General features: G+C 65.0%; 21 protein-coding genes. 10 read left to right on the top strand and 11 right to left on the bottom strand.

The window, feature by feature from the left end:
- Positions 1-55 precede the first annotated feature (55 nt).
- From AC5RVN_RS11730 to AC5RVN_RS11710, 5 genes are all read right to left on the bottom strand, one after another.
- Positions 56-829 carry a MerR family transcriptional regulator gene (locus tag AC5RVN_RS11730; RefSeq protein ID WP_494138036.1) on the bottom strand — a complete coding sequence of 258 codons (774 nt, stop codon included), beginning with the start codon at positions 827-829 and terminating at the stop codon, positions 56-58.
- Between the two features lie 33 nt (positions 830-862).
- Positions 863-1246: a hypothetical protein gene (locus AC5RVN_RS11725; protein ID WP_494040612.1), complete on the bottom strand. Its 384-nt coding sequence runs from the start codon at positions 1244-1246 to the stop codon at positions 863-865.
- A gap of 170 nt (positions 1247-1416) precedes the next feature.
- Positions 1417-1620 carry a cold-shock protein gene (locus AC5RVN_RS11720; protein WP_013599688.1) on the bottom strand — a complete coding sequence of 68 codons (204 nt, stop codon included), beginning with the start codon at positions 1618-1620 and terminating at the stop codon, positions 1417-1419.
- A 132-nt stretch (positions 1621-1752) separates the two neighbouring features.
- Complete coding sequence (locus AC5RVN_RS11715) at positions 1753-2379, bottom strand: response regulator (protein WP_494040613.1); 627 nt, start codon at positions 2377-2379, stop codon at positions 1753-1755.
- Positions 2376-3677, bottom strand: a complete 1302-nt coding sequence (locus tag AC5RVN_RS11710) for a sensor histidine kinase (protein WP_494040614.1) — start codon at positions 3675-3677, stop codon at positions 2376-2378. Before AC5RVN_RS11710 ends, AC5RVN_RS11715 begins: the two co-directional genes overlap by 4 nt.
- A 205-nt stretch (positions 3678-3882) precedes the next feature.
- Between AC5RVN_RS11710 and AC5RVN_RS11705 the strand changes: the two genes are divergently transcribed.
- The gene (locus tag AC5RVN_RS11705; protein ID WP_494040615.1) at positions 3883-4446 is read left to right on the top strand and encodes a GlcG/HbpS family heme-binding protein; all 564 of its coding nucleotides are present in this window, start codon (positions 3883-3885) and stop codon (positions 4444-4446) included.
- A gap of 9 nt (positions 4447-4455) precedes the next feature.
- The gene (locus tag AC5RVN_RS11700) at positions 4456-5172 is read left to right on the top strand and encodes an ankyrin repeat domain-containing protein (RefSeq protein ID WP_494040616.1); all 717 of its coding nucleotides are present in this window, start codon (positions 4456-4458) and stop codon (positions 5170-5172) included.
- Positions 5173-5277: 105 nt separating this feature from the next.
- On the opposite strand, the gene AC5RVN_RS11695 is transcribed toward AC5RVN_RS11700, so the two are convergent.
- Complete coding sequence (locus tag AC5RVN_RS11695) at positions 5278-5982, bottom strand: 3-oxoacid CoA-transferase subunit B (protein ID WP_494040617.1); 705 nt, start codon at positions 5980-5982, stop codon at positions 5278-5280.
- A 25-nt stretch (positions 5983-6007) separates the two neighbouring features.
- On the bottom strand, positions 6008-6736 hold the full coding sequence (locus AC5RVN_RS11690; RefSeq protein WP_494138035.1) for a CoA transferase subunit A: 729 nt from the start codon (positions 6734-6736) through the stop codon (positions 6008-6010).
- Positions 6737-6917: 181 nt separating this feature from the next.
- On the opposite strand from AC5RVN_RS11690, the gene AC5RVN_RS11685 reads away from it, so the two are divergent.
- Positions 6918-7712: an IclR family transcriptional regulator gene (locus AC5RVN_RS11685; protein WP_494138034.1), complete on the top strand. Its 795-nt coding sequence runs from the start codon at positions 6918-6920 to the stop codon at positions 7710-7712.
- 114 nt (positions 7713-7826) lie between these two features.
- On the opposite strand, the gene nadE is transcribed toward AC5RVN_RS11685, so the two are convergent.
- Entirely contained in the window at positions 7827-8681 is an 855-nt protein-coding gene (nadE, locus tag AC5RVN_RS11680; protein ID WP_494138033.1) for an NAD(+) synthase, read from the bottom strand.
- Between the two features lie 74 nt (positions 8682-8755).
- Between nadE and pyrE the strand changes: the two genes are divergently transcribed.
- From pyrE to AC5RVN_RS11660, 4 genes are all read left to right on the top strand, one after another.
- On the top strand, positions 8756-9340 hold the full coding sequence (pyrE, locus tag AC5RVN_RS11675; RefSeq protein WP_494040621.1) for an orotate phosphoribosyltransferase: 585 nt from the start codon (positions 8756-8758) through the stop codon (positions 9338-9340).
- 133 nt (positions 9341-9473) lie between these two features.
- On the top strand, positions 9474-10241 hold the full coding sequence (locus AC5RVN_RS11670; RefSeq protein WP_494040622.1) for a GAF and ANTAR domain-containing protein: 768 nt from the start codon (positions 9474-9476) through the stop codon (positions 10239-10241).
- An 84-nt stretch (positions 10242-10325) separates the two neighbouring features.
- On the top strand, positions 10326-10967 hold the full coding sequence (locus AC5RVN_RS11665) for a hypothetical protein (RefSeq protein ID WP_494040623.1): 642 nt from the start codon (positions 10326-10328) through the stop codon (positions 10965-10967).
- 69 nt (positions 10968-11036) lie between these two features.
- Complete coding sequence (locus AC5RVN_RS11660) at positions 11037-12077, top strand: alpha/beta fold hydrolase (protein WP_494138032.1); 1041 nt, start codon at positions 11037-11039, stop codon at positions 12075-12077.
- A gap of 6 nt (positions 12078-12083) precedes the next feature.
- Here the strand turns inward: AC5RVN_RS11660 and AC5RVN_RS11655 are convergent, their stop codons facing one another.
- Positions 12084-12914, bottom strand: coding sequence for an HAD-IIA family hydrolase (locus tag AC5RVN_RS11655; protein WP_494040625.1), 831 nt, complete (start codon positions 12912-12914; stop codon positions 12084-12086).
- Between the two features lie 71 nt (positions 12915-12985).
- Here AC5RVN_RS11655 and AC5RVN_RS11650 point away from each other — a divergent pair, with 71 nt between their 5' ends.
- The 3 genes from AC5RVN_RS11650 (at position 12986) to AC5RVN_RS11640 (ending at position 15240) form a co-directional block, all read left to right on the top strand.
- Positions 12986-13666, top strand: a complete 681-nt coding sequence (locus AC5RVN_RS11650; RefSeq protein ID WP_494138031.1) for a TrmH family RNA methyltransferase — start codon at positions 12986-12988, stop codon at positions 13664-13666.
- Between the two features lie 129 nt (positions 13667-13795).
- A complete protein-coding gene (fbaA, locus tag AC5RVN_RS11645; protein ID WP_494105990.1) occupies positions 13796-14815 on the top strand; it encodes a class II fructose-bisphosphate aldolase in 1020 nt (339 codons plus the stop codon).
- Positions 14816-14817: 2 nt separating this feature from the next.
- On the top strand, positions 14818-15240 hold the full coding sequence (locus AC5RVN_RS11640) for a DUF3151 domain-containing protein (protein WP_494138030.1): 423 nt from the start codon (positions 14818-14820) through the stop codon (positions 15238-15240).
- Positions 15241-15312: 72 nt separating this feature from the next.
- Here AC5RVN_RS11640 and AC5RVN_RS11635 read toward each other — a convergent pair whose 3' ends face one another.
- Together AC5RVN_RS11635 and AC5RVN_RS11630 are read right to left on the bottom strand one after the other, a co-directional pair.
- Entirely contained in the window at positions 15313-15942 is a 630-nt protein-coding gene (locus AC5RVN_RS11635; RefSeq protein ID WP_494040629.1) for a uracil-DNA glycosylase family protein, read from the bottom strand.
- Positions 15943-16151: 209 nt separating this feature from the next.
- Entirely contained in the window at positions 16152-17357 is a 1206-nt protein-coding gene (locus tag AC5RVN_RS11630) for a cobalamin-independent methionine synthase II family protein (protein WP_494138029.1), read from the bottom strand.
- Between the last annotated feature and the right edge of the window lie 313 nt (positions 17358-17670).

The following is a 17670-nucleotide window of genomic DNA, read 5'->3' as shown; positions in this document are numbered from 1 at the left end:
GCTACGGCGCCGGTTCCCGCCAAACACGGACCCGGCGTCGTGCTTCGGCCCCCCCTTAGAGGTCCCTTTCGGCGTACAGGCGCAGCGCGTCCCGCACGAAACCGGCTCCTGCTTCCCCGCCGTAGTTGGCGGCGAACCGGGGATCGGCCACGTACATCTCGGCCAGCCCCGCCACATAAGCCCTGACGTCACCGCCGCGCTCCGAAGCTGGAGTGCCGGGTATGGAGGCCAACCACTCCACGTGGCGCCGGGCCAGGTCCTGCGCTTCGGGGCTGTCCGCGCCGATTCCTGATGCGGAAGCGGCTATCCAGTCGCCGCCCAGCTTTTCGGCGCGGGCCCTCCACGCTTGTTTCTGCCCGCTTCCCATGCCGCGCCACCAGGCGTCGCTTGTGGCGTAGGCTTCCTTTCCCCAGCGTTCCTCCACCTCGTCCTTGTACTGGGTGTGGTCGAAGCCGTCGAACATTTTCTCGGCCATGAGTTCACCGCCTCCTTTAGCTGTTGCGATTGTTTCCTGAACGGACAGAATCTGCCGGGCCAACCGGTCCTGTTCCTGCCGCAGCCAGTCCAGGTGGCGGCTCAGTGCCTTGACAGCGTCTGTCTCGTGGTGGAAGACCTCGGCGATGGCCGGCAGCCCCAGCCCAAGTCCCCGGAGAAGGAGGATCCGCTGCAGCTGCAGCAGGGCTGCGGCGTTGTAGTAGCGGTATCCGTTGCTCCCAACGCGGCTGGGCTTCAGCAGCCCGACGTCGTCGTAGTGGCGCAGGGTCCGGCTTGTTGTGCCTGCCATCCTGGCAACATCCTGAATGGACCAGTCCGGTTCGGGTGCTTCCATGCTCCGAGCGTAGGGTTTGACGCAGCGTCAAGGTCAAGCAGGTTTTTCCGGGTAACGGTTACGCAAGCGCGGGTTGCGGGGAGAGCGGGTACGGGCCTGGGCGACGAGGCGGGTGAAGGCGAAGATGAAGACCGCTTCGATAAGGATCATCAGTGCCACTAGCAGCCACTGTTCCTCGGCCACAAAAACAACGCATCCTGCCAGCGCCAGCACGGTCCCAAGTACCAGAGTGTAAACGGCAAACCCCACGGCCACCCGCGCGCTGCGGACGCCGGTCCGGAAACCGAAACCATAGGGTTCACCACCGGGCTGCCCGGGAACGCGGTCCGGCACGGGAGGCGGAAGCGTGTCGAACTCCTCCCACGGATCCTTTTCTCCATCGTTGCCGGGGACGTTGTCCGGGCGTTGTCCGGTCATAACGCAATTATCCCAGCATCGGCCGGGAAAGGGAGGCCAAAAGCGTGCACGGGGAGCGAGCCGGCGGGGAGGGACGAACTGAATATAAAACAGCGGCCCCTCCAACATCTGTTGGTGGGGCCGCCGTCGTGGCGGGTCCCTCCTGCGGAAGCGGGAGGAAAGCCGAAGCCTTAGAGCGGGCGGATGTTTTCCGCCTGCGGGCCCTTGGGACCCTGGGTCACATCGAATTCAACCTTCTGGTTCTCATCGAGTGAGCGGTATCCGCTGCTGGCGATTGCGGAGTAGTGGGCGAAAACGTCAGCGGACCCGTCATCGGGGGCAATGAAGCCAAAACCCTTTTCGGCGTTGAACCATTTAACTGTGCCTGTTGCCATGGCTGCATTCCTTCGTGTGACTCTGATTCTCTCCCCGGGCCATCGGCCCGAGGTGCGCGGAGAACGTCCCCCGCAGTCCCCAACGTACGGGGCGTACGCCATCCGTGCAAGGGTAGCGGCAATAAAGTGTTCTCAGCGCATGCCCTCGCGGCGGATCGCTGTGGCAATGGCAGCGGCCCTGGTATCCACTCCGAGCTTGGCGTAGATGTGGGCCAGGTGCGTCTTGACCGTGGCCTCGGAGATGAACAGCCGTTGCCCAAGTTCCCGGTTGCTGAGTCCTTGCGTGAGGAGGCTGAGCAGTTCCGCTTCACGCGGAGTGAGAATCTCGTCAGGGTTCCGCAGCTGCTGGAAAAGCCGGGACGCGACCGGAGCACTCATCACGCTTTTGCCTTGAACTGCCCCGCGAATGGCCGCGAAGATCTCATCAGGTGCGGCGTCCTTCAGGAGATATCCCATGGCGCCAGCGTCCACGGCCCGCACAATGTCCGCATCAGAGTCGTACGTGGTGAAAACCAGGATGGCCTGGCTTCGGTTGCGCTCGCGGATAAACCGGATTGCCTCGATCCCGTCCATCCCCGGGCCCATGGCCAGGTCCATGACCACTACCGCGACGGCGTCCTGTTCCAGCCGTTGCAGGGCTTCCTCTCCGGAGGCCGCTTCGGCGACGACGGCGATGTCAGGTTGCGTGGCCAACAGTGCCCGCAGTCCGCTTCGCACCACCAGGTGGTCGTCCACCAGCAGCACCGTTATGGCGCTCATGCAGGCTCTTCCGGCGCAGCGGGGTCGAAAGGCACATCCGGCGCCGGGAGCTGGGCTGCCACGACGGTCCCTTCGCCAGGGGCGCTTTCCACTGAAAATATGCCGCCCAACTGCTCCACCCGCTGCCGCATGGCCCGGAGTCCGTACCCTCCGGCGTCCGACGGCGGTGCTGCCGCCTCCGGATCGAAGCCACCGCCGTCGTCGTAAACATCAAGGGTGACAGCGTCCGGAAGGTAGCCAAGGGTCACTGTGCCGGTGGCTGCGCCTGCATGGAGCTTGATGTTGGACGCCGCGCTTTGGACTACCCGCAGCAGCGCGTGGCGGACTTCCGGCGGCACCGGGCGCGGCTCACCGGTGACCAGGAGCCTGGCGTCCGGAACATACTGCCTGGCCGCGAACAGCAAGGCCTCAGGCAGGGGGGACGTGTCCAGTCCAGGGGAGGCAAGTTCATGGACCAGGCTGCGGGTTTCGGACAGGCTGCCGCGCAGCAGGGCGGTGGCCTGCCCGAGCTCCGCTTGGGCCAAAGGACTTGGCCACGCCCTGCCGGCCGCTTCCAGCAGGAGCAGGCTGCTGGCCAGGCCCTGGGTCACGGTGTCGTGGATTTCCCGGCTCACACGCTCCCGTTCGGCAATGGTGCCGGCCCGGCGCTCACTGGCTGCGAGCTGTCCCTGGGCGAGGGAGATGTCCGCATGCAGGCGGCGCTGTTCCTCGGCGTCGTGCTGGATCCTGTCGTAGATCAAGGTCAGCATCAGGCCGACGGCGAGCGGGCCGAGGAGCATTGCCAGGTCAGTGCCGCTGCTCAAGCGGAACAGCCCTGCAGCGGTAGCTGCGGCGGTAACTCCAGCCGCTGCATAGGCGGCCGCGCCGCTCAGCGCACTGCGGCAGAGGAAGAAGAGCGCGAACGAGCACCAGGCAAAGCTCGGGGCTGCGATGACCAGGACCGCCCACACTGCCGCCAACGCGAACACCAAGGGCGCTCCCGGCCTGCCGCGGGATGCAAGGATGGCGACGACGAAGTACAGCAGGCAGGCGGCTGCAGCAAGGCCAAGAACCAGGACATTGTCCGCGGGGCTGTGCCGCATCAGATAACGGACCAGAGAGGCCACCAGCAGTACAGCAAAGCCAAGGTGCACTGCTGCGTCGATCGTGCCGAAGCGGGCGCCGGTACTGTTCAGGGCCGCGGCCGTCTTATTGTCGCCCGGCCCCTGCAGCTGGTGCGGCCTGTCCGGGGCGGTACCGCCGGCAGCTGTCGGGTCACCGGCAGATGCGGCTGGGGCGGCGTTGGCTTGGGCAGGCATGGAGATCCGGTTCCGGTGGGGGAGTGCTACCTGTCAATGTTATGGCCCCCTCCCGGCTCCGTCCCTCAGCCTTTTGGCTGATACAGCTGGCTTTTCGTAGCACACCGCCTGCACCAAAGGCCCGATGGCAGGAACGCCGAGTCCCGGAAGGATTGGACCGTAGCCGCTCCAAACGCCGTTTAGGGCTCCGAACAAAGGAAAATCCATGAAGAAGTTCACGAAAGTCCTCGCCGCCGCAGCAGCCGGCGCGCTTACCCTCACTGCCGGTGCAACGGCTGCCGCAAATGCCGGTTCGGCTCCAACCGCCGTCCCTGCGGCCGATATCCAGCCCGTGCCGGAGAATGTGGTGCAGCAGAACCGCATCTCGGTCGGCGCCTCGACCAAGGCAGTGCAGGCAGCGCTGGCCAAGTGCCAGGCGGACAAACTGCCGTTCGTCACGGTGGCGCTGGTGGACCGCTTCGGGACAGTGCAGGCGCTCCTGCGTGGTGACAATGCAGCCGAGCACACCATTGAAGCCGCCCGGCAGAAGGCCTACACCGCCGCCGCCTTTGGCACTCCAACCAGCGAACTGGCCAAGCGGATCAACGGAACAGGCCCCAGCATTGCGGACCTCCCGGGCACTCTCTTCCTGGCCGGTGGCGTTCCGCTGAAGGTGAACGGGGTGTCGGTGGCGGGCATCGGCGTCGGCGGGGCGCCGGACGGTGCACTTGATGAGGCCTGTGCTGCAGCCGGGGCGGATGCCATTACAGGTGCCGGTGCCCCTCAGTAGGCTAAGCGCATGAAATGGTTCGGGGCTCTGCTTCTGGTCCTCTCCTTGGCGGTGCCAATGACAGCCTGCCAGGCGCCTCCGGAGGGCCAGAGGGAGCGCCAGCCGGCGTCTCCTCCAGCGTCGGTCCAGGCCAGCCCGGACGCCCAGGAGTCCACGGGCCCGGCATCACCGGCGTCTTCCCCCGCGCAGCCGGTACCGGAAACCACGGCGCCCGCGCTCTCCGCCGAGGCGCAGGCACAACTCGACCAGGAGCTGATAGCCGCGGCCAAGGCCAACAACGCTCCGTTGGTCAAAGAACTGATCGCCCGTGGGGGCAACGTGAACGCCAAGGACGCCATCGAGGATTCTGCGTTCCTCTACGCGGGCGCTGAAGGATTCAACGAGGTCCTTCGGCTGACCCTGGCCGCGGGAGCAGACGTCTCCAGCACCAACCGGTACGGCGGAACGGCCCTGATCCCGGCCAGCGAACACGGCCACGTGGAGACGGTGCAGATTCTGATCGACGCCGGCGTGCCCGTCAACCACGTCAACAACCTGGGTTGGACGGCCATGCAGGAAGCCATCCTGCTGAACAACGGCGGGCCCAGGCACCAGGAAGTGGTGCGCCTGCTTTTGGCGGCAGGCGCCGATCCCAACATCGCGGATCCGGAAGGGCGGACGGCTTTGCAGAATGCCGAACGTTTGGGCTTTACGGAGATCGCGGCCGTGCTTCGCGGCGGGGGCTGACCAGCGCAGCGGCCGCTATACACCAGGGTTTCCTCCGCCAGCTTGCCGAACCGGCTGTGTCCCCAGCCGGTCAGCAGGACATCCTTCCCGAACCGCTCCGCAGGCTCAAGCCGGTGCCCCTTCCAGGGCAGACGCTGCCGGTTCCTGCCCTTCAAGGGCAACAGCGAACTCGGCCTCCGTCTTCGCGCGGACCTCCTCCACGGTGACCCCTGGGGCGAGGCGGGTAAGGGTAAGTTGGCGCCCGCCGCCTGCTTTACTTCCACTTTTGACCAGGTCGAAGACGGCGAGGTCGCTGATGATACGGTCCACCACCGCAAGGCCGGTAAGGGGAAGGGTGCATTCCCGCACGATCTTGGCGCTGCCGTCCTTGGCATTGTGCTCGGTGAGGACCACCACGCGCGGGGTTCCGGCCACGAGGTCCATGGCGCCGCCCATGCCCTTGACCATCTTGCCGGGGATGGTCCAGTTGGCGAGGTCGCCGCTGCCGGAGACCTGCATGGCTCCCAGGATTGCCACTTTGACGTGCCCGCCGCGGATCATGCCGAAAGAGGTTGCGGAGTCGAAGATGCTTCCGCCGGGCAGCACCGTGACCGTCTGCTTGCCGGCATTGATGAGGTCGGCGTCCTCCTCGCCCTCGAAGGGGAACGGCCCCATGCCCAGAAGGCCGTTCTCGCTTTGCAGGACAACCCGGACGCCGGCGGGCAGGTTGTTGGCCACCAGGGTGGGGATTCCGATTCCCAGGTTTACGTAGTCTCCGTCATTCAATTCTTCGGCCGCGATCGCAGCCATCTCATCCCTGGTCCAGGCCATGGGGTGCTCCTCGGGTTTGTGGTGGTTAGGCCGGTACGGTTTCGGCTTCGCGGGAGGCGGCGGGCCGGACGGTCCGCTGCTCAATGTCCTTGATCCGGTCCTTTGCCTGAACCAGGCGTTGGACAAACACTCCCGGTGTGACGATGTGGTTCGGATCCAGTTGGCCCGGCTCCATGATCACCTCGGCTTCGGCGATGGTCAGCCGGCCGGCCGTTGCAACTACCGGGTTGAAGTTCCGGGCGGTGAAGCGGTAGATCAGGTTGCCGTCGGTGTCAGCGGTGTGGGCGTGGACCAGTGCGACGTCGGCCCGGATGGCGCGCTCGCGGACGTATGTTTCGCCGTCGAACACCTCGTGCGGCTTGCCTTCGGCAACCAGGGTTCCCACACCGGTTTTGGTGTAGAAGGCCGGTATGCCGGCGCCTCCGGCGCGGAGCCGCTCAGCAAGCGTGCCCTGCGGGGTGAACTCCACCTCCAGCTTGCCGGCAAGGTACTGCTCGGCGAAAAGCTTGTTCTCTCCGACGTAGCTGGCAATTACCTTGCGCACTTGGCCTGCTTCGATCAGGATGCCCAGGCCTTTGCCGTCGACGCCCATGTTGTTCGAGACCACTGTGAGGTTCTGCACCCCGGAGTCACGGACGGCTTCAATCAGGTCCGCTGGAATGCCGCTGAGGCCGAATCCGCCCACGGCCAGCGTGATGCCGTCCTGCAACGCTCCTTCCAGAGCTGCCGCGGCAGATGGCTGAAGTTTGGGCATGGAGCCTCCTCGTTGAGAATCCCGCATTGATGGTCCATTTTGTGGACGCGGGGTTTGGAAGTGCACATTACGGGCGGCGGAGAAGGGCTGTCAAGCCTTGCCAGGGACCGTATATACCGCCGTTTTACAGTGTGGACGGTAGGATCAGCGGAGTTCATAATGTGGACAACCGAGGAGCGAAATGCCTAATTCTCCCGTGCAGGGTGCCCAGGTGGTCAGCAGGATCGCCGGACTGCTGCGGCTCGTGGGACGCAGTGCCGAAGGGCTGCCGCTGTCCGCCCTGGTAGTGGAATCCGGGCTTACCCGGCCCACCGTGCACCGGCTGATCTCGTCCCTGGCCTCGGAGGGATTGCTGGACCACGACGCCGGCAGCGGCAATTGGGTCCTGGGCCCGGAAATGCTTTTGATGGGGTCGGTGGCCGCTGCGCGCTTTCCGATTGAGGATATTGCCCGGCCGAGCCTGCGCAGGCTTGCCGAGGCCACCGGGGAAAGTGCGTTCTTCTCCATCCGCCGGGGTTCGGAGACGGTCTGCCTGCTGCGGGAGGAGGGAAGCTTTCCGGTCCGGTCCTTTGTCCTGCACGAGGGCGTCCGCTTCCCGCTGGGTGTTGCCTCAGCAGGGACTGCGATCATGGCTTTCCTGCCCGAGGCCGAGCAGGAAGAGCTGCTGCGCGGCTGGGCGGAGCACGCGGGTGCTTTCGCCGGGGCGCACACCGAAGAGCTGGTCCGGGCCAACCTCGCCAGGACCAGGCAGGTTGGCTACTCTGTGAATCCCGGGCTGGTGCTGGAGGGCAGTTGGGGGATGGGCGCCGCGGTCTTCGACGGATCGGGCAAGCCCGGCTGGGCGCTCTCACTGACCGGCATCGAGCCTCGCTTCAGGCCTGAGCGGCAGGAAGAGCTGGGCAACCTCCTGATGGCTGAGGCGCACCGGATCACCCAGCAGCTGGGTGGGGACCGCAAAGGCGGGGGCCGCCGCTGAGCCTCCCCGGGCTGTGCCAGAAAACGACGACGACGGCGCGCCGCCCTTTTCGGTGCGGCGCGCCGTCGTGCTTTCCCGCGTTGGGTAGGAGCTGGGTGACCTTGCCCGGCCGGCTTACAGTCCGGCGCGGGGCTCCTCCGGGCCCTGGTGCTTCCACCAGGTATCAAAAATGGTGACGGGCACGGTGCGCTTGTGCCGGGTCCGCAGGTACTTCTCTTCGATCAGCTCAGCCACGGATCCGGGAACGTCACGGCCCTCCAGGTAATCGTCGATCTGGTCGTAGGTGAGGCCCAGCTCATCCTCGTCCGTGCGGCCCGGTTTGTTGTCCAGCAGGTCCGCCGTCGGTACCTTTTCCCAGACCCGGGCCGGCGCGCCGAGCTCGGCCAGCAGCGCGCGGTTCTGCCGTTTATTCAGTCCAAACAGCGGGAGGATGTCCGCACCGCCATCGCCATATTTGGTGAAGAAGCCGGTGACGGACTCGGCGCCGTGGTCCGTGCCCAGGACCAGATAATTGTGCTCTCCGGCCAGGGCGTACTGGGCGATCATGCGGGTGCGGGCCTTGGTGTTGCCCTTGTGGAAGTCGGAGATTTCCGAGCCCACCGTCTTCTCGAACTCGTCCTCGAAGCCGTCCACCGCGGCTGAGATATTGAAGGTCCACTCGGTCTTGGGCCGGATGAAGTCCAGGGCGGCCTGGGCGTCCTCCTCGTCGTGCTGGATGCCGTAAGGCAGCCGCACGGCCACGAAGTTTGCTTCCACGCCTTCGGCAACAAGTTCCTCTACGGCCAGTTGGGCCAGCTTTCCTGCGAGGGACGAATCCAGGCCGCCGGAGATCCCCAGGACAAAGCCCTTGGTGTGGGTGGCTTTCAGGTAGTCCTTGAGGAATGTGACGCGCTTGCGCACCTCCCCGGCGGGGTCGATCCGGGGCTGGACGCCCATTTCTTCAATGATCCTGGCCTGGAGTTCGCGCATGTGGTCCACCCTAGCCAGCGGGGTCGCCAAGCCTCAAGCACCCACACCGGCCCGCCGCCACTAAACTGGGGTCCATGACTTCCCCCAGTGACACTGCAGTGGATACTGCAGCCGCCCGCGCCCGCCTGCTGGAACTGATCAAGGAACTCGCCGTGGTCCGCGGCAAGGTCACCCTGTCCAGCGGAGCGGAGGCCGACTACTACATCGATCTCCGCCGCATCACCCTGCACCACGAGGCTTCCAGGCTTGTGGGGCAGGTGATGCTGGCGCTGGCGGACGACGCCGGGATCGACTTTGAGTGCGCAGGCGGACTCACCATGGGAGCCGACCCCGTGGGAACGGCAGTGATGCATGCTGCGGTGGACGCCGGCCGCACCGTTGACGCATTCGTCGTCCGCAAGGCCCAAAAGTCCTACGGCATGGGCCGCCAGGTGGAAGGCCCGTCCGTGGAGGGCCGGAAGGTCCTGGTGCTCGAGGACACCTCCACTACCGGCGGTTCCGCGCTGACCGCGGTGGAGGGAATCCGGAAGGCCGGCGGCAATGTGGTGGCCGTGGCCGTCATCGTTGACCGGAACACCGGGGCCAAAGAGAAGATCGAAGCTGAGACAGGCGTTCCCTACCTGTTCGCGTTCGGCAAGGACGAGCTCGGGCTTTCCTAGCCGTAGCGGCAAAAATCAGCCGGGGCGGAAGCGCCCCGGCTGCTAATCATGTTCTGGGCCTTGTTGGTCCGGCGTACATGGTTGCCCTATGATGTGGTATCCCCTCAAGTACCCCGTACGGAGAACGTGCACGATGCTGCCCCCTGAAGAACCGTTGAGCACCACTGACAGAATCCAGAATCTCATTCTGGAAAGTGCTGACTTCGAGGACTTCCTGAACGAACTGGCGCGGTTTTCCGCACATCAGATGGCCGGCCACGGCGATGATGCGCTCTGCGGCATCACCCTGCTGCGGGACCGGAAAGCGGCCACGATCGGCTGGAGCAGCGACTCGGCCCGCGAGATTGACCAGATCCAGTACTCCCTTTCGCAGGGCCCTTGCCTGACCGCAGCGAAAGAGGACCGCGAAGTCCACGTTCCGGACCTGTTCGCGGAAGAGCGCTGGGGACCGGACTACGCCTCCGCGGTGGCGTCGCACGGTCTGCGGTCAGTCCTCTCGCTGCCTTTCAACCTGCAGGGTGACGCCAAGGCGGCACTGAACCTCTACTCCGATGTCCCGAACAAGTTCGATGAACGTGCCACCGCAAAGGCCAGGGACTACACAAGGGAGATTTCGCAGGCGCTCCGGCTGGCGGTACGGTTCTCGCTTCACGCGGACAGCGCCACGAACCTCCGGGCCACCCTGGAATCCAGAACCATCATCGACATCGCCGTTGGCATTGTGATGGCACAGAACAGGTGCAGCCAGGAGGCCGCGGTAAGCATCCTCACCGAGGCCTCCAGCAACAGCAACACCAAGCTCCGGGACATCGCCAAGTCACTGGTGGACTCCGTTGGAGGAGTCGGTACGCGGACGCATTACCAGGAACCCGGGGAGCGCCAGGCGGACCAGACCGCGTAACGAACGGCTTGTGCCTGCCGGTGCTGAAGGTTACGCTTACCGAGGTTGAGCCGTCGGCCATAGACACCCTCTTTTGGAGTACCTATGGACCGCGCACTGGATCCCCTCGTTAACCTTGATGTCCCCGGTGACATCGTCCGCATTGATGTCCGGGGGAGCTTGAACCAGGACTCCCGCCCCGGCCTTGTCCACATGATCCGCCGGATCAGGAGGATGGGGATCCGTTCCCACATCCGGGTTGAACTGTCCCGTGCCGCCATGGTGGAGTCATCTGCCCTCGCAGGCCTTCGCCTTGACCTCAACGCCATCGACGCCAGCAGCCTGCCGGGCCTTTACGGCGCCGGGGTGTCGCTTAACTTCTCGCCCGCAGGTGGGGAGTTGCCTGCCTCTGCAGGGCAACCACTGACCGTCCTTGACGGTTTCTCTGCCGGAGGGGCCGGAGATACTGACGTCCTTGGCCATTCGGCTGCTTTCCACGGTGACGCAGAGATCCAGCTGTTGGAACTTCCCGGGCTGGAGGTGCTGGGCGGCCTGGCGCTGCAGGACTATTCGGATGAGGAACTGCTGCTGGCCAGCGACACCCTCTTCACCCTCCTGGACAACCCGGCCGTGTTCCCCGGTGCGGACCTGCTGGGCCGGTACGACGACATTGGCCAGGAGATGCTGCGCCGCCAGCAGGAAGCCGCGGCGCCGTTCCCGGCCGCGGAAGGACAGGCTGCCAGCTGATCCGGCGTCACTGAAAGGTTACCGGCGGCTCCTTGCGGCGGTGTCTTCCGTTGTGCCTACGGTAGGGGTGTGCCATATGAGGGGGAAGTACATCCGCAGGACCGGCGCGCGGCGACCGAAGCCCGGCTGCTGCACGAAGCCGCTGCCCTCAAACAGTTTTCACGCCGGGGCTTCCTGACGGGAGCGGGCGTGTCAGGCCTGCTGGCCGCGGACATGCTGCTTACCCGCCAGGTGCAGTCCGCCCGCCAGGTGAACCGGGTCCTTCCTGTTGCTGATGACTTCGCGGATGTTTACTACCCGGACGCCAGCTGGTTCCTGTTTCCGGGCTATAAAACAAGCTGGGAGGAGGCGCAGTGGATCTTGAACACGCTGCGGGGCACGCTGAACAAGCGTGCCCGGCTCGCGGCCATCGGCTACTCCAACCTGGGCCTGGATATCGACGAGGTGGTCATCGCGTTGATCGAGCACGTCCGGGCCGAAAAGCTCACCAGGCTGTTCTTTTACGGGCACAGTTTTGGTGGAATGGTCGCCACCCAGGTGGCTGCCCGGCTGCTGGAACTCCACGGCGTCGAAGTGGAATTCATCGTGCTGGACTCAAGCCCGTACAGCAAGCATGACGTCCTGGACCAAAGCTGGTTCGACGGCGTGGTCTTCCTCTACGAGCGGGGTTTCCGGTTCCCGTCCGCCCTCCGGGGAGGGTACGAACTGGGGGAGCGGGTGATCCACAAGGACGAACGGACCTGGCGGCAGATCCTTGACCAGACGCTCGAGCAGCTCTCCCCGATCGCGCCGTCAAGCCTGCTGGTCCAGTCCGAATCCGCCTACATCTACCACTTTGACGGCACACGGTTTGCTGGCAGGATCGGCGGCGCCAAAATGGCGTATATCGGCAATCCGCGGGACCACACCGTCCGTTACCAGACAGCGGTGGAGGCGTGGGCGGTGGCCTTCAAGGCAAACATGGTGTCCAGCGGGCTTCAGACCGAAGGCGCATCCCCGGCCCACGCCAGCCCGGGCTGGAACCCCAACATCTACCGGCCCCTCCTGGACGGGCTCCTGGACGAAAACTTCCCGCTGCCGCGCGGCGGGTCCCGGGTGTCTGTCTTCTAGCCGGGGCTAGATCTGGTTTTTCAGGTCCGCTACGGAGTTCAGTACCTGGTTGGGCCGGAAGGGATATGAACCGATTTCTTCGCGCTGGGTGATGCCGGTCAGGACCAGGACGGTGTGCAGACCGGCTTCCATGCCGGCAACGATGTCCGTGTCCATCCGGTCGCCGATCATTGCGGTGGTTTCCGAGTGGGCGTCGATCTGGTTCATGGCCGAGCGGAACATCATGGGGTTGGGCTTGCCCACGATGTAGGGTTCCCGGTCTGTGGCCTTGGTGATCAGCGCTGCGATGGCGCCGGTGGCCGGCAGCGGTCCGTCCTTGGATGGCCCGGTGGCGTCAGGGTTCGTCGCGATGAAGCGGGCCCCGGCCAGGATGAGGCGGATGGCAGTGGTGATGGCCTCGAAGGAATATGTGCGCGTCTCGCCGAGCACGACGAAGTCCGGGTCCTGGTCGGTGAGGATGAAGCCTGCCTCGTGCAGCGCCGTCGTCAGTCCTGCTTCACCGATGGTGTACGCGCGGTTGCCCGAGCCCGAACCCTCCACCTGGTTCTTCAAAAACTGGGCCGTGGCCAGGGCTGAGGTCCAGATGTTCTCCTCGGGAACCTCCAGGCCGGAGGCGCGCAGCCGGGCCGCGAGGTCACGTGGCGTGAAGATGGAGTTGTTCGTCAGCACCAGGAAGCGCTTGGACGTGTCCACCCAGCGCTGGATAAGCTCGGCCGCGCCGGGCACTGCCTGGTTTTCGTGCACCAGGACACCGTCCATGTCCGTCAGCCAGCATTCAATGTCCTGGCTGCTGCGGCGAACCGCCGGGTTTCCTTTGACCTTGTCCGCCTCTGCCATGCCCTACCTCCGCCGGTGATGAAAGCCCGAAAGGTCCAGTCTAGTGTTGAGGGGTGAATCAGAAGCCCGGCATGACGTCCGAACCCCAGCCTGAGCCGGAGCAGCCCAAGGAGGGCACCGCCGGGGAAGTTCCGGGCGAAAGGCCGGAAGTCGGCGTCGGGCCCTGGGAAGGCAAGTTGCCGGAAGGCGACCACTGGGATCCCGACCTCCTGGCTGACGGTGACCGGCGCAACGTGCTGGACAAGTACCGCTACTGGAAACACGAGGCAATCGTGGCGGAGCTGGACTCCCGGCGCCACAACTTCCACGTGGCCATCGAAAACTGGCAGCACGACCTTAACATTGGCACTGTGGTGCGCACCGCGAATGCTTTCCTTGCCAAGGAAGTGCACATCATTGGCCGACGGCGGTGGAACCGCCGCGGCGCAATGGTCACCGACCGCTACCAGCACGTCCGCCACCACGCCACCGTGGAGGACTTCGTGGCATGGGCGCAAGGGGAGGGGCTCGCCATCATAGGGATCGACATCTTCCCGGACTCGGTGCCGCTGGAAACCTACGAACTGCCGAAGGACTGCGTGCTGGTATTCGGCCAGGAAGGCCCGGGGCTGACCTCCGAAGTCCACGAGGCCGCGCTGGCCACGCTGTCCATTGAACAGTTCGGGTCCACCAGGTCCATCAACGCGGCGTCGGCAGCGGCCATTGCCATGCACGCCTGGATCCGGCGGCACGTCTTCAACCAGCACGTTTGAGGCAGGCGGGGTGCGGGAGCGGAACGTAACCCACAGCACTCCCGGCGCCGGAATGACTAGGATGGTGCTAGCCGTAAGCGGTACTCCAGGGTTACCAGCCCACAGACGAACCTCAGCATAGGAGTCAGCATGCCCATTGCAACCCCAGAGATCTACTCCGAAATGATCGACCGCGCAAAGGCGGGCGGCTTCGCATTCCCCGCCGTTAACGTGACGTCTTCCCAAACGCTGAACGCAGCCCTGCGCGGCTTCGCCGAGGCCGAGTCCGACGGCATCGTCCAGGTCTCCACCGGCGGTGCGGCCTACTGGTCCGGCGCATCCACCAAGGACATGGTTGCCGGCTCCCTGGGTTTTGCCGCTTTCGCCCGCGAAGTTGCCAAGAACTACAACGTCAACATCGCACTGCACACGGACCACTGCCCCAAGGACAAGCTGGACGGGTTCGTGCTGCCCCTGCTCGCCGCTTCCGAGGCTGAGGTCAAGGCCGGCCGCAACCCGCTGTTCAACTCCCACATGTGGGACGGCTCTGCCGAGACCCTGCAGGAAAACCTCCGCATTGCCCGCGAGCTGCTCGAGCGCACCGCTGCCGCCAGGATGATCCTTGAGGTCGAAATCGGCACCGTGGGCGGTGAAGAGGACGGCGTCGAAAACGAGATCAACGAGAAGCTCTACACCACCGTCGAGGACGCCCTCGCCACCGTAGAAGCACTGGGCTCCGGCGAGAACGGCCGCTACATCACCGCCCTGACCTTCGGCAACGTCCACGGCGTCTACAAGCCCGGCGGCGTCAAGCTCCGCCCGGAGATCCTCAAGGACATCCAGGCCCAGGTGGGCGCCAAGATCGGCAAGGACAGCCCGTTCGACCTCGTGTTCCACGGCGGCTCCGGCTCCTCCGACCAGGAAATCGCCGACGCCGTCTCCTACGGCACCATCAAGATGAACATCGACACCGACACCCAGTACGCCTACACCCGTCCGGTGGCCGACCACATGTTCCGCAACTACGACGGCGTCCTGAAGGTCGACGGCGAAGTGGGCAACAAGAAGACCTACGATCCCCGCGTCTGGGGCGCAGCAGCAGAAGCCGGACTGGCGGCCCGCGTTGTCGAGGCCACCAAGCAGCTCGGTTCGGCCGGAAAGACCTTCTAGGAATGTCCGACGAGTTCCGCAAAAACCTGATGGGCCCCGAGCCCACGCTCCTGCCTGCCGAGACCGAGGTCTACCAGCAGCTGGAGGCCGGCCAGGAAGCCCTGGACCTCGTAGCCAGGCACCCCACGTCCTCGTTGCTGTGGGCGGTGCTGGCTGAAGAAGCCTGGGCTGAGGGGCGGACCATCGATTCCTACGCTTACTCGCGTGTGGGCTACCACCGGGGCCTGGACTCGCTGCGCCGCAACGGCTGGCGGGGCCTTGGCCTCATTCCCTGGGAGCATGAACCCAACCGTGGTTTCCTGCGGGCGCTGTACTCCCTCGGCCGCGCCTCTGCCGCGATCGGCGAAGCGGAAGAGCCGGAACGGATCGAAAAGTTCCTCAACGACTCGGACCCGACGGCGAAGGCAGCCATCGAGGGCAGGTAGCAAAACGACGACGGCGGCCGGTCACCTTTCGAAAAGGTGACCGGCCGCCGTCGTCGTTCCAGAAACTCCGGGCTACGCCTTCGCCAGGCCTGTGCGCGCCATTGCGTCCGCATAGGCGACGCGCATGTCCTCGAGGTACTCCTCCTGTCGCGCCGGCGAACCGGCGAAAGCACGGCCGCTGAGGGACCGCACCTTGTACGTCTTCAGGCCGCGGCGCCAGAGCAGCGGAACTTCAGTCTTCAGCAGCAGGTTGGCCAGGCGGTTGGCCTCGGTGCCGTGCGCCACGATCACGGACGCGCGGGGAACCAGCGCAAGGAACTTCAGGAGCGGCTTGAGGCCGGCAGAGATCTGGTCCGGGGTGAACTTGCCGTTGGCCTCGCCGGGCATGTGCCACGGGTGGACGTTCCACGGCATCACGAACTCCGGCCGCAGGCCCAGCTTCCACTGGATGCCGAGCATGCGGGTAGCGGCATCGTGGTCCCCGGCAGTGATGAAGCCGGAGTTGTCCGCCTCGCCGATGTTCGAGTACAGGCTGATGATGCGGCACTCATCGACGTCGTGCATGGGGTCCACGTAGGGCACTGCCATGCCAGGCTTGGCCGCCTGAAGGGAATCGCACAGTTCGTTGACCGCTGCGACATTGGGTTCGTAGCGGCGGCTCAGAAGTTGGTCATGAAAGGATTCGGGTGCCAGGGCTGTCATGTAGTGCTGGGTCTCCTGCGGGGATTGGTGTTGCTGCCACCACGGAAAATGGGCGCACGGTGGCGCACTACATCCGCGGTGGTTGAAATGGGGTGGACCGATTCCTGGTCGGCCTTTCCCAGTTTAGCAAGCCCCGCAAAACGAAACGCCGGTCCCGCGCACCCGTCCTGAACGGGGCACGGAACCGGCGGGTTCGGTCTGACTTACTTTTACCAAAGCCGCTTGGTTGCGCGGCGTGCGCCTTCACCCAGTGATTTCAGCTTGGCGAAGGCGATCTGCGGGTGGACCCTTCCACCCAGGCCGCAGTCGGTGGAAGCGATCACGTTCTCCCGGCCCACAACTTCCGCGAACCGAACAATGCGGTCGGCCACGAGGTCCGGATGCTCCACTACGTTCGTGGCGTGGGAAACGATGCCCGGGATGATGACCTTGCCCTCGGGAAGCGCAGTGTCCTCCCAGACGCGCCACTCGTGCTCGTGGCGCACGTTCGCGGCCTCGAACGAGTAACCGCCGGCGTTGATCCGGAGCATGGTGTCCACCAGGTCCGCAAGGGGAAGGTCCGTAGTGTGCGGGCCGTGCCAGGACCCCCAGCAGAGGTGGAAGCGGACCTGTTCCTCGGGGAGGCCGCGAAGGGCGTAGTTGAGCGCCTCGACGCGGATCTGCGTGAACTTCAGATAGTCCGCCACGCTCGGCTCGGGGCTGATCTGGTCCCAGTTCTCGGCGATGGAGGGGTCGTCGATCTGCAGGATGAGGCCGGCGTCGACGATGGCTTTGTACTCTTCGCCGAGCGCATCGGCGCAGGCGTAGATGTACTCCTCCTCCGTGGCGTAGTACTCGTTGGTGATGCGCGAGGCGCTGCCGGGGGAGAGGGCAGCTACAAAGCCGTCCTTGAGTCCGGCAGCCGCAAGGCCGGCCTTCAGGTTGGCGATGTCGGAGGCGACGGCGTCCTGTCCGGTGTACACGAGTGGTCCGGTGACCTTCGGGAACGGCTTGGGGCCGCCCGTGAAGATGCCGCTGGTGGGATCGCTGTAGGCCTCGGAAAAGAGGGCGCGGTCCCGGCGGTGGAGGAAGCCGGTCAACTGGACGTTGCCGGGCGTCGATTCCTTCGCTTCAACGGCCCACTTGGCGTCATTGTCCAGTTCCAGCCCGCCCATACGCGCGAAGGAGTAGGACCACCAGGCGCCGTAGTCAACGGAAGCGGACATGGCGTGCCCGTACTCGCCGTCGTTAGGGATATCGACGCCGAGGCTTTGCTGGCGCTGGACCAAATCGACCACGGAAGCGGTGAGGAGTTCGTTGTAGCCCTCGACGTCGGCAGGGTTTTCCTCGCGTGCGGCATTGGCAGCGATCAGCTCAGGAGTCCGGGGCAAGGAACCTGCGTGCGTGACGCGGATATGGTCTGTGTTCAAGGTCATGCTGAAATTTCCTTCCATCGGTCCTGGCAGTAGCACCTTCGCAGGCAGGACGGGCCTGCACTTTGAGGTTGCTGCGGCGTCAACGATCCAGGTCTCTCGGCCGCTCCGGATGGTTCCCTCCCACTCAAAGCCAGCGGCCTCCCGGGGAGCAAGTTCGCTTCGGATTGTGTCGGAACAGGATTGGACGGCGTCCGCTTACAAAACGTAATAACTGGCTGCGCATTCCTGTTATGTCCATTGACACCGTTCGTTCAGGTTGGTTGGCTTCTGTCACAGCCTGTGATGGGTGACACGGCGGGCTGTCACACCCAAA

The sequence above is a fragment of the Arthrobacter sp. sptzw32 genome (genome assembly GCF_059089735.1).
Note: the sequence above shows the minus strand (reverse complement) of the source record. Positions and strands in the feature narration are given on the sequence as shown.

Bases quoted from the DNA above. Each gene is read 5' to 3' on its own strand.
- AC5RVN_RS11730 (WP_494138036.1), bottom strand. From the start codon at position 829: ATGGAAGCACCCGAACCGGACTGGTCCATTCAGGATGTTGCCAGGATG.
- pyrE (WP_494040621.1), top strand. From the start codon at position 8,756: ATGACTTCCCCCAGTGACACTGCAGTGGATACTGCAGCCGCCCGCGCC.
- AC5RVN_RS11640 (WP_494138030.1), top strand. From the start codon at position 14,818: ATGTCCGACGAGTTCCGCAAAAACCTGATGGGCCCCGAGCCCACGCTC.
- AC5RVN_RS11725 (WP_494040612.1), bottom strand. From the start codon at position 1,246: ATGACCGGACAACGCCCGGACAACGTCCCCGGCAACGATGGAGAAAAG.
- AC5RVN_RS11700 (WP_494040616.1), top strand. From the start codon at position 4,456: ATGAAATGGTTCGGGGCTCTGCTTCTGGTCCTCTCCTTGGCGGTGCCA.
- AC5RVN_RS11635 (WP_494040629.1), bottom strand. From the start codon at position 15,942: ATGACAGCCCTGGCACCCGAATCCTTTCATGACCAACTTCTGAGCCGC.
- AC5RVN_RS11720 (WP_013599688.1), bottom strand. From the start codon at position 1,620: ATGGCAACAGGCACAGTTAAATGGTTCAACGCCGAAAAGGGTTTTGGC.
- AC5RVN_RS11665 (WP_494040623.1), top strand. From the start codon at position 10,326: ATGGACCGCGCACTGGATCCCCTCGTTAACCTTGATGTCCCCGGTGAC.
- fbaA (WP_494105990.1), top strand. From the start codon at position 13,796: ATGCCCATTGCAACCCCAGAGATCTACTCCGAAATGATCGACCGCGCA.
- AC5RVN_RS11695 (WP_494040617.1), bottom strand. From the start codon at position 5,982: ATGGCCTGGACCAGGGATGAGATGGCTGCGATCGCGGCCGAAGAATTG.
- AC5RVN_RS11690 (WP_494138035.1), bottom strand. From the start codon at position 6,736: ATGCCCAAACTTCAGCCATCTGCCGCGGCAGCTCTGGAAGGAGCGTTG.
- AC5RVN_RS11670 (WP_494040622.1), top strand. From the start codon at position 9,474: ATGCTGCCCCCTGAAGAACCGTTGAGCACCACTGACAGAATCCAGAAT.
- AC5RVN_RS11705 (WP_494040615.1), top strand. From the start codon at position 3,883: ATGAAGAAGTTCACGAAAGTCCTCGCCGCCGCAGCAGCCGGCGCGCTT.
- AC5RVN_RS11710 (WP_494040614.1), bottom strand. From the start codon at position 3,677: ATGCCTGCCCAAGCCAACGCCGCCCCAGCCGCATCTGCCGGTGACCCG.
- AC5RVN_RS11715 (WP_494040613.1), bottom strand. From the start codon at position 2,379: ATGAGCGCCATAACGGTGCTGCTGGTGGACGACCACCTGGTGGTGCGA.
- AC5RVN_RS11655 (WP_494040625.1), bottom strand. From the start codon at position 12,914: ATGGCAGAGGCGGACAAGGTCAAAGGAAACCCGGCGGTTCGCCGCAGC.
- AC5RVN_RS11685 (WP_494138034.1), top strand. From the start codon at position 6,918: ATGCCTAATTCTCCCGTGCAGGGTGCCCAGGTGGTCAGCAGGATCGCC.
- AC5RVN_RS11630 (WP_494138029.1), bottom strand. From the start codon at position 17,357: ATGACCTTGAACACAGACCATATCCGCGTCACGCACGCAGGTTCCTTG.
- AC5RVN_RS11650 (WP_494138031.1), top strand. From the start codon at position 12,986: ATGACGTCCGAACCCCAGCCTGAGCCGGAGCAGCCCAAGGAGGGCACC.
- nadE (WP_494138033.1), bottom strand. From the start codon at position 8,681: ATGCGCGAACTCCAGGCCAGGATCATTGAAGAAATGGGCGTCCAGCCC.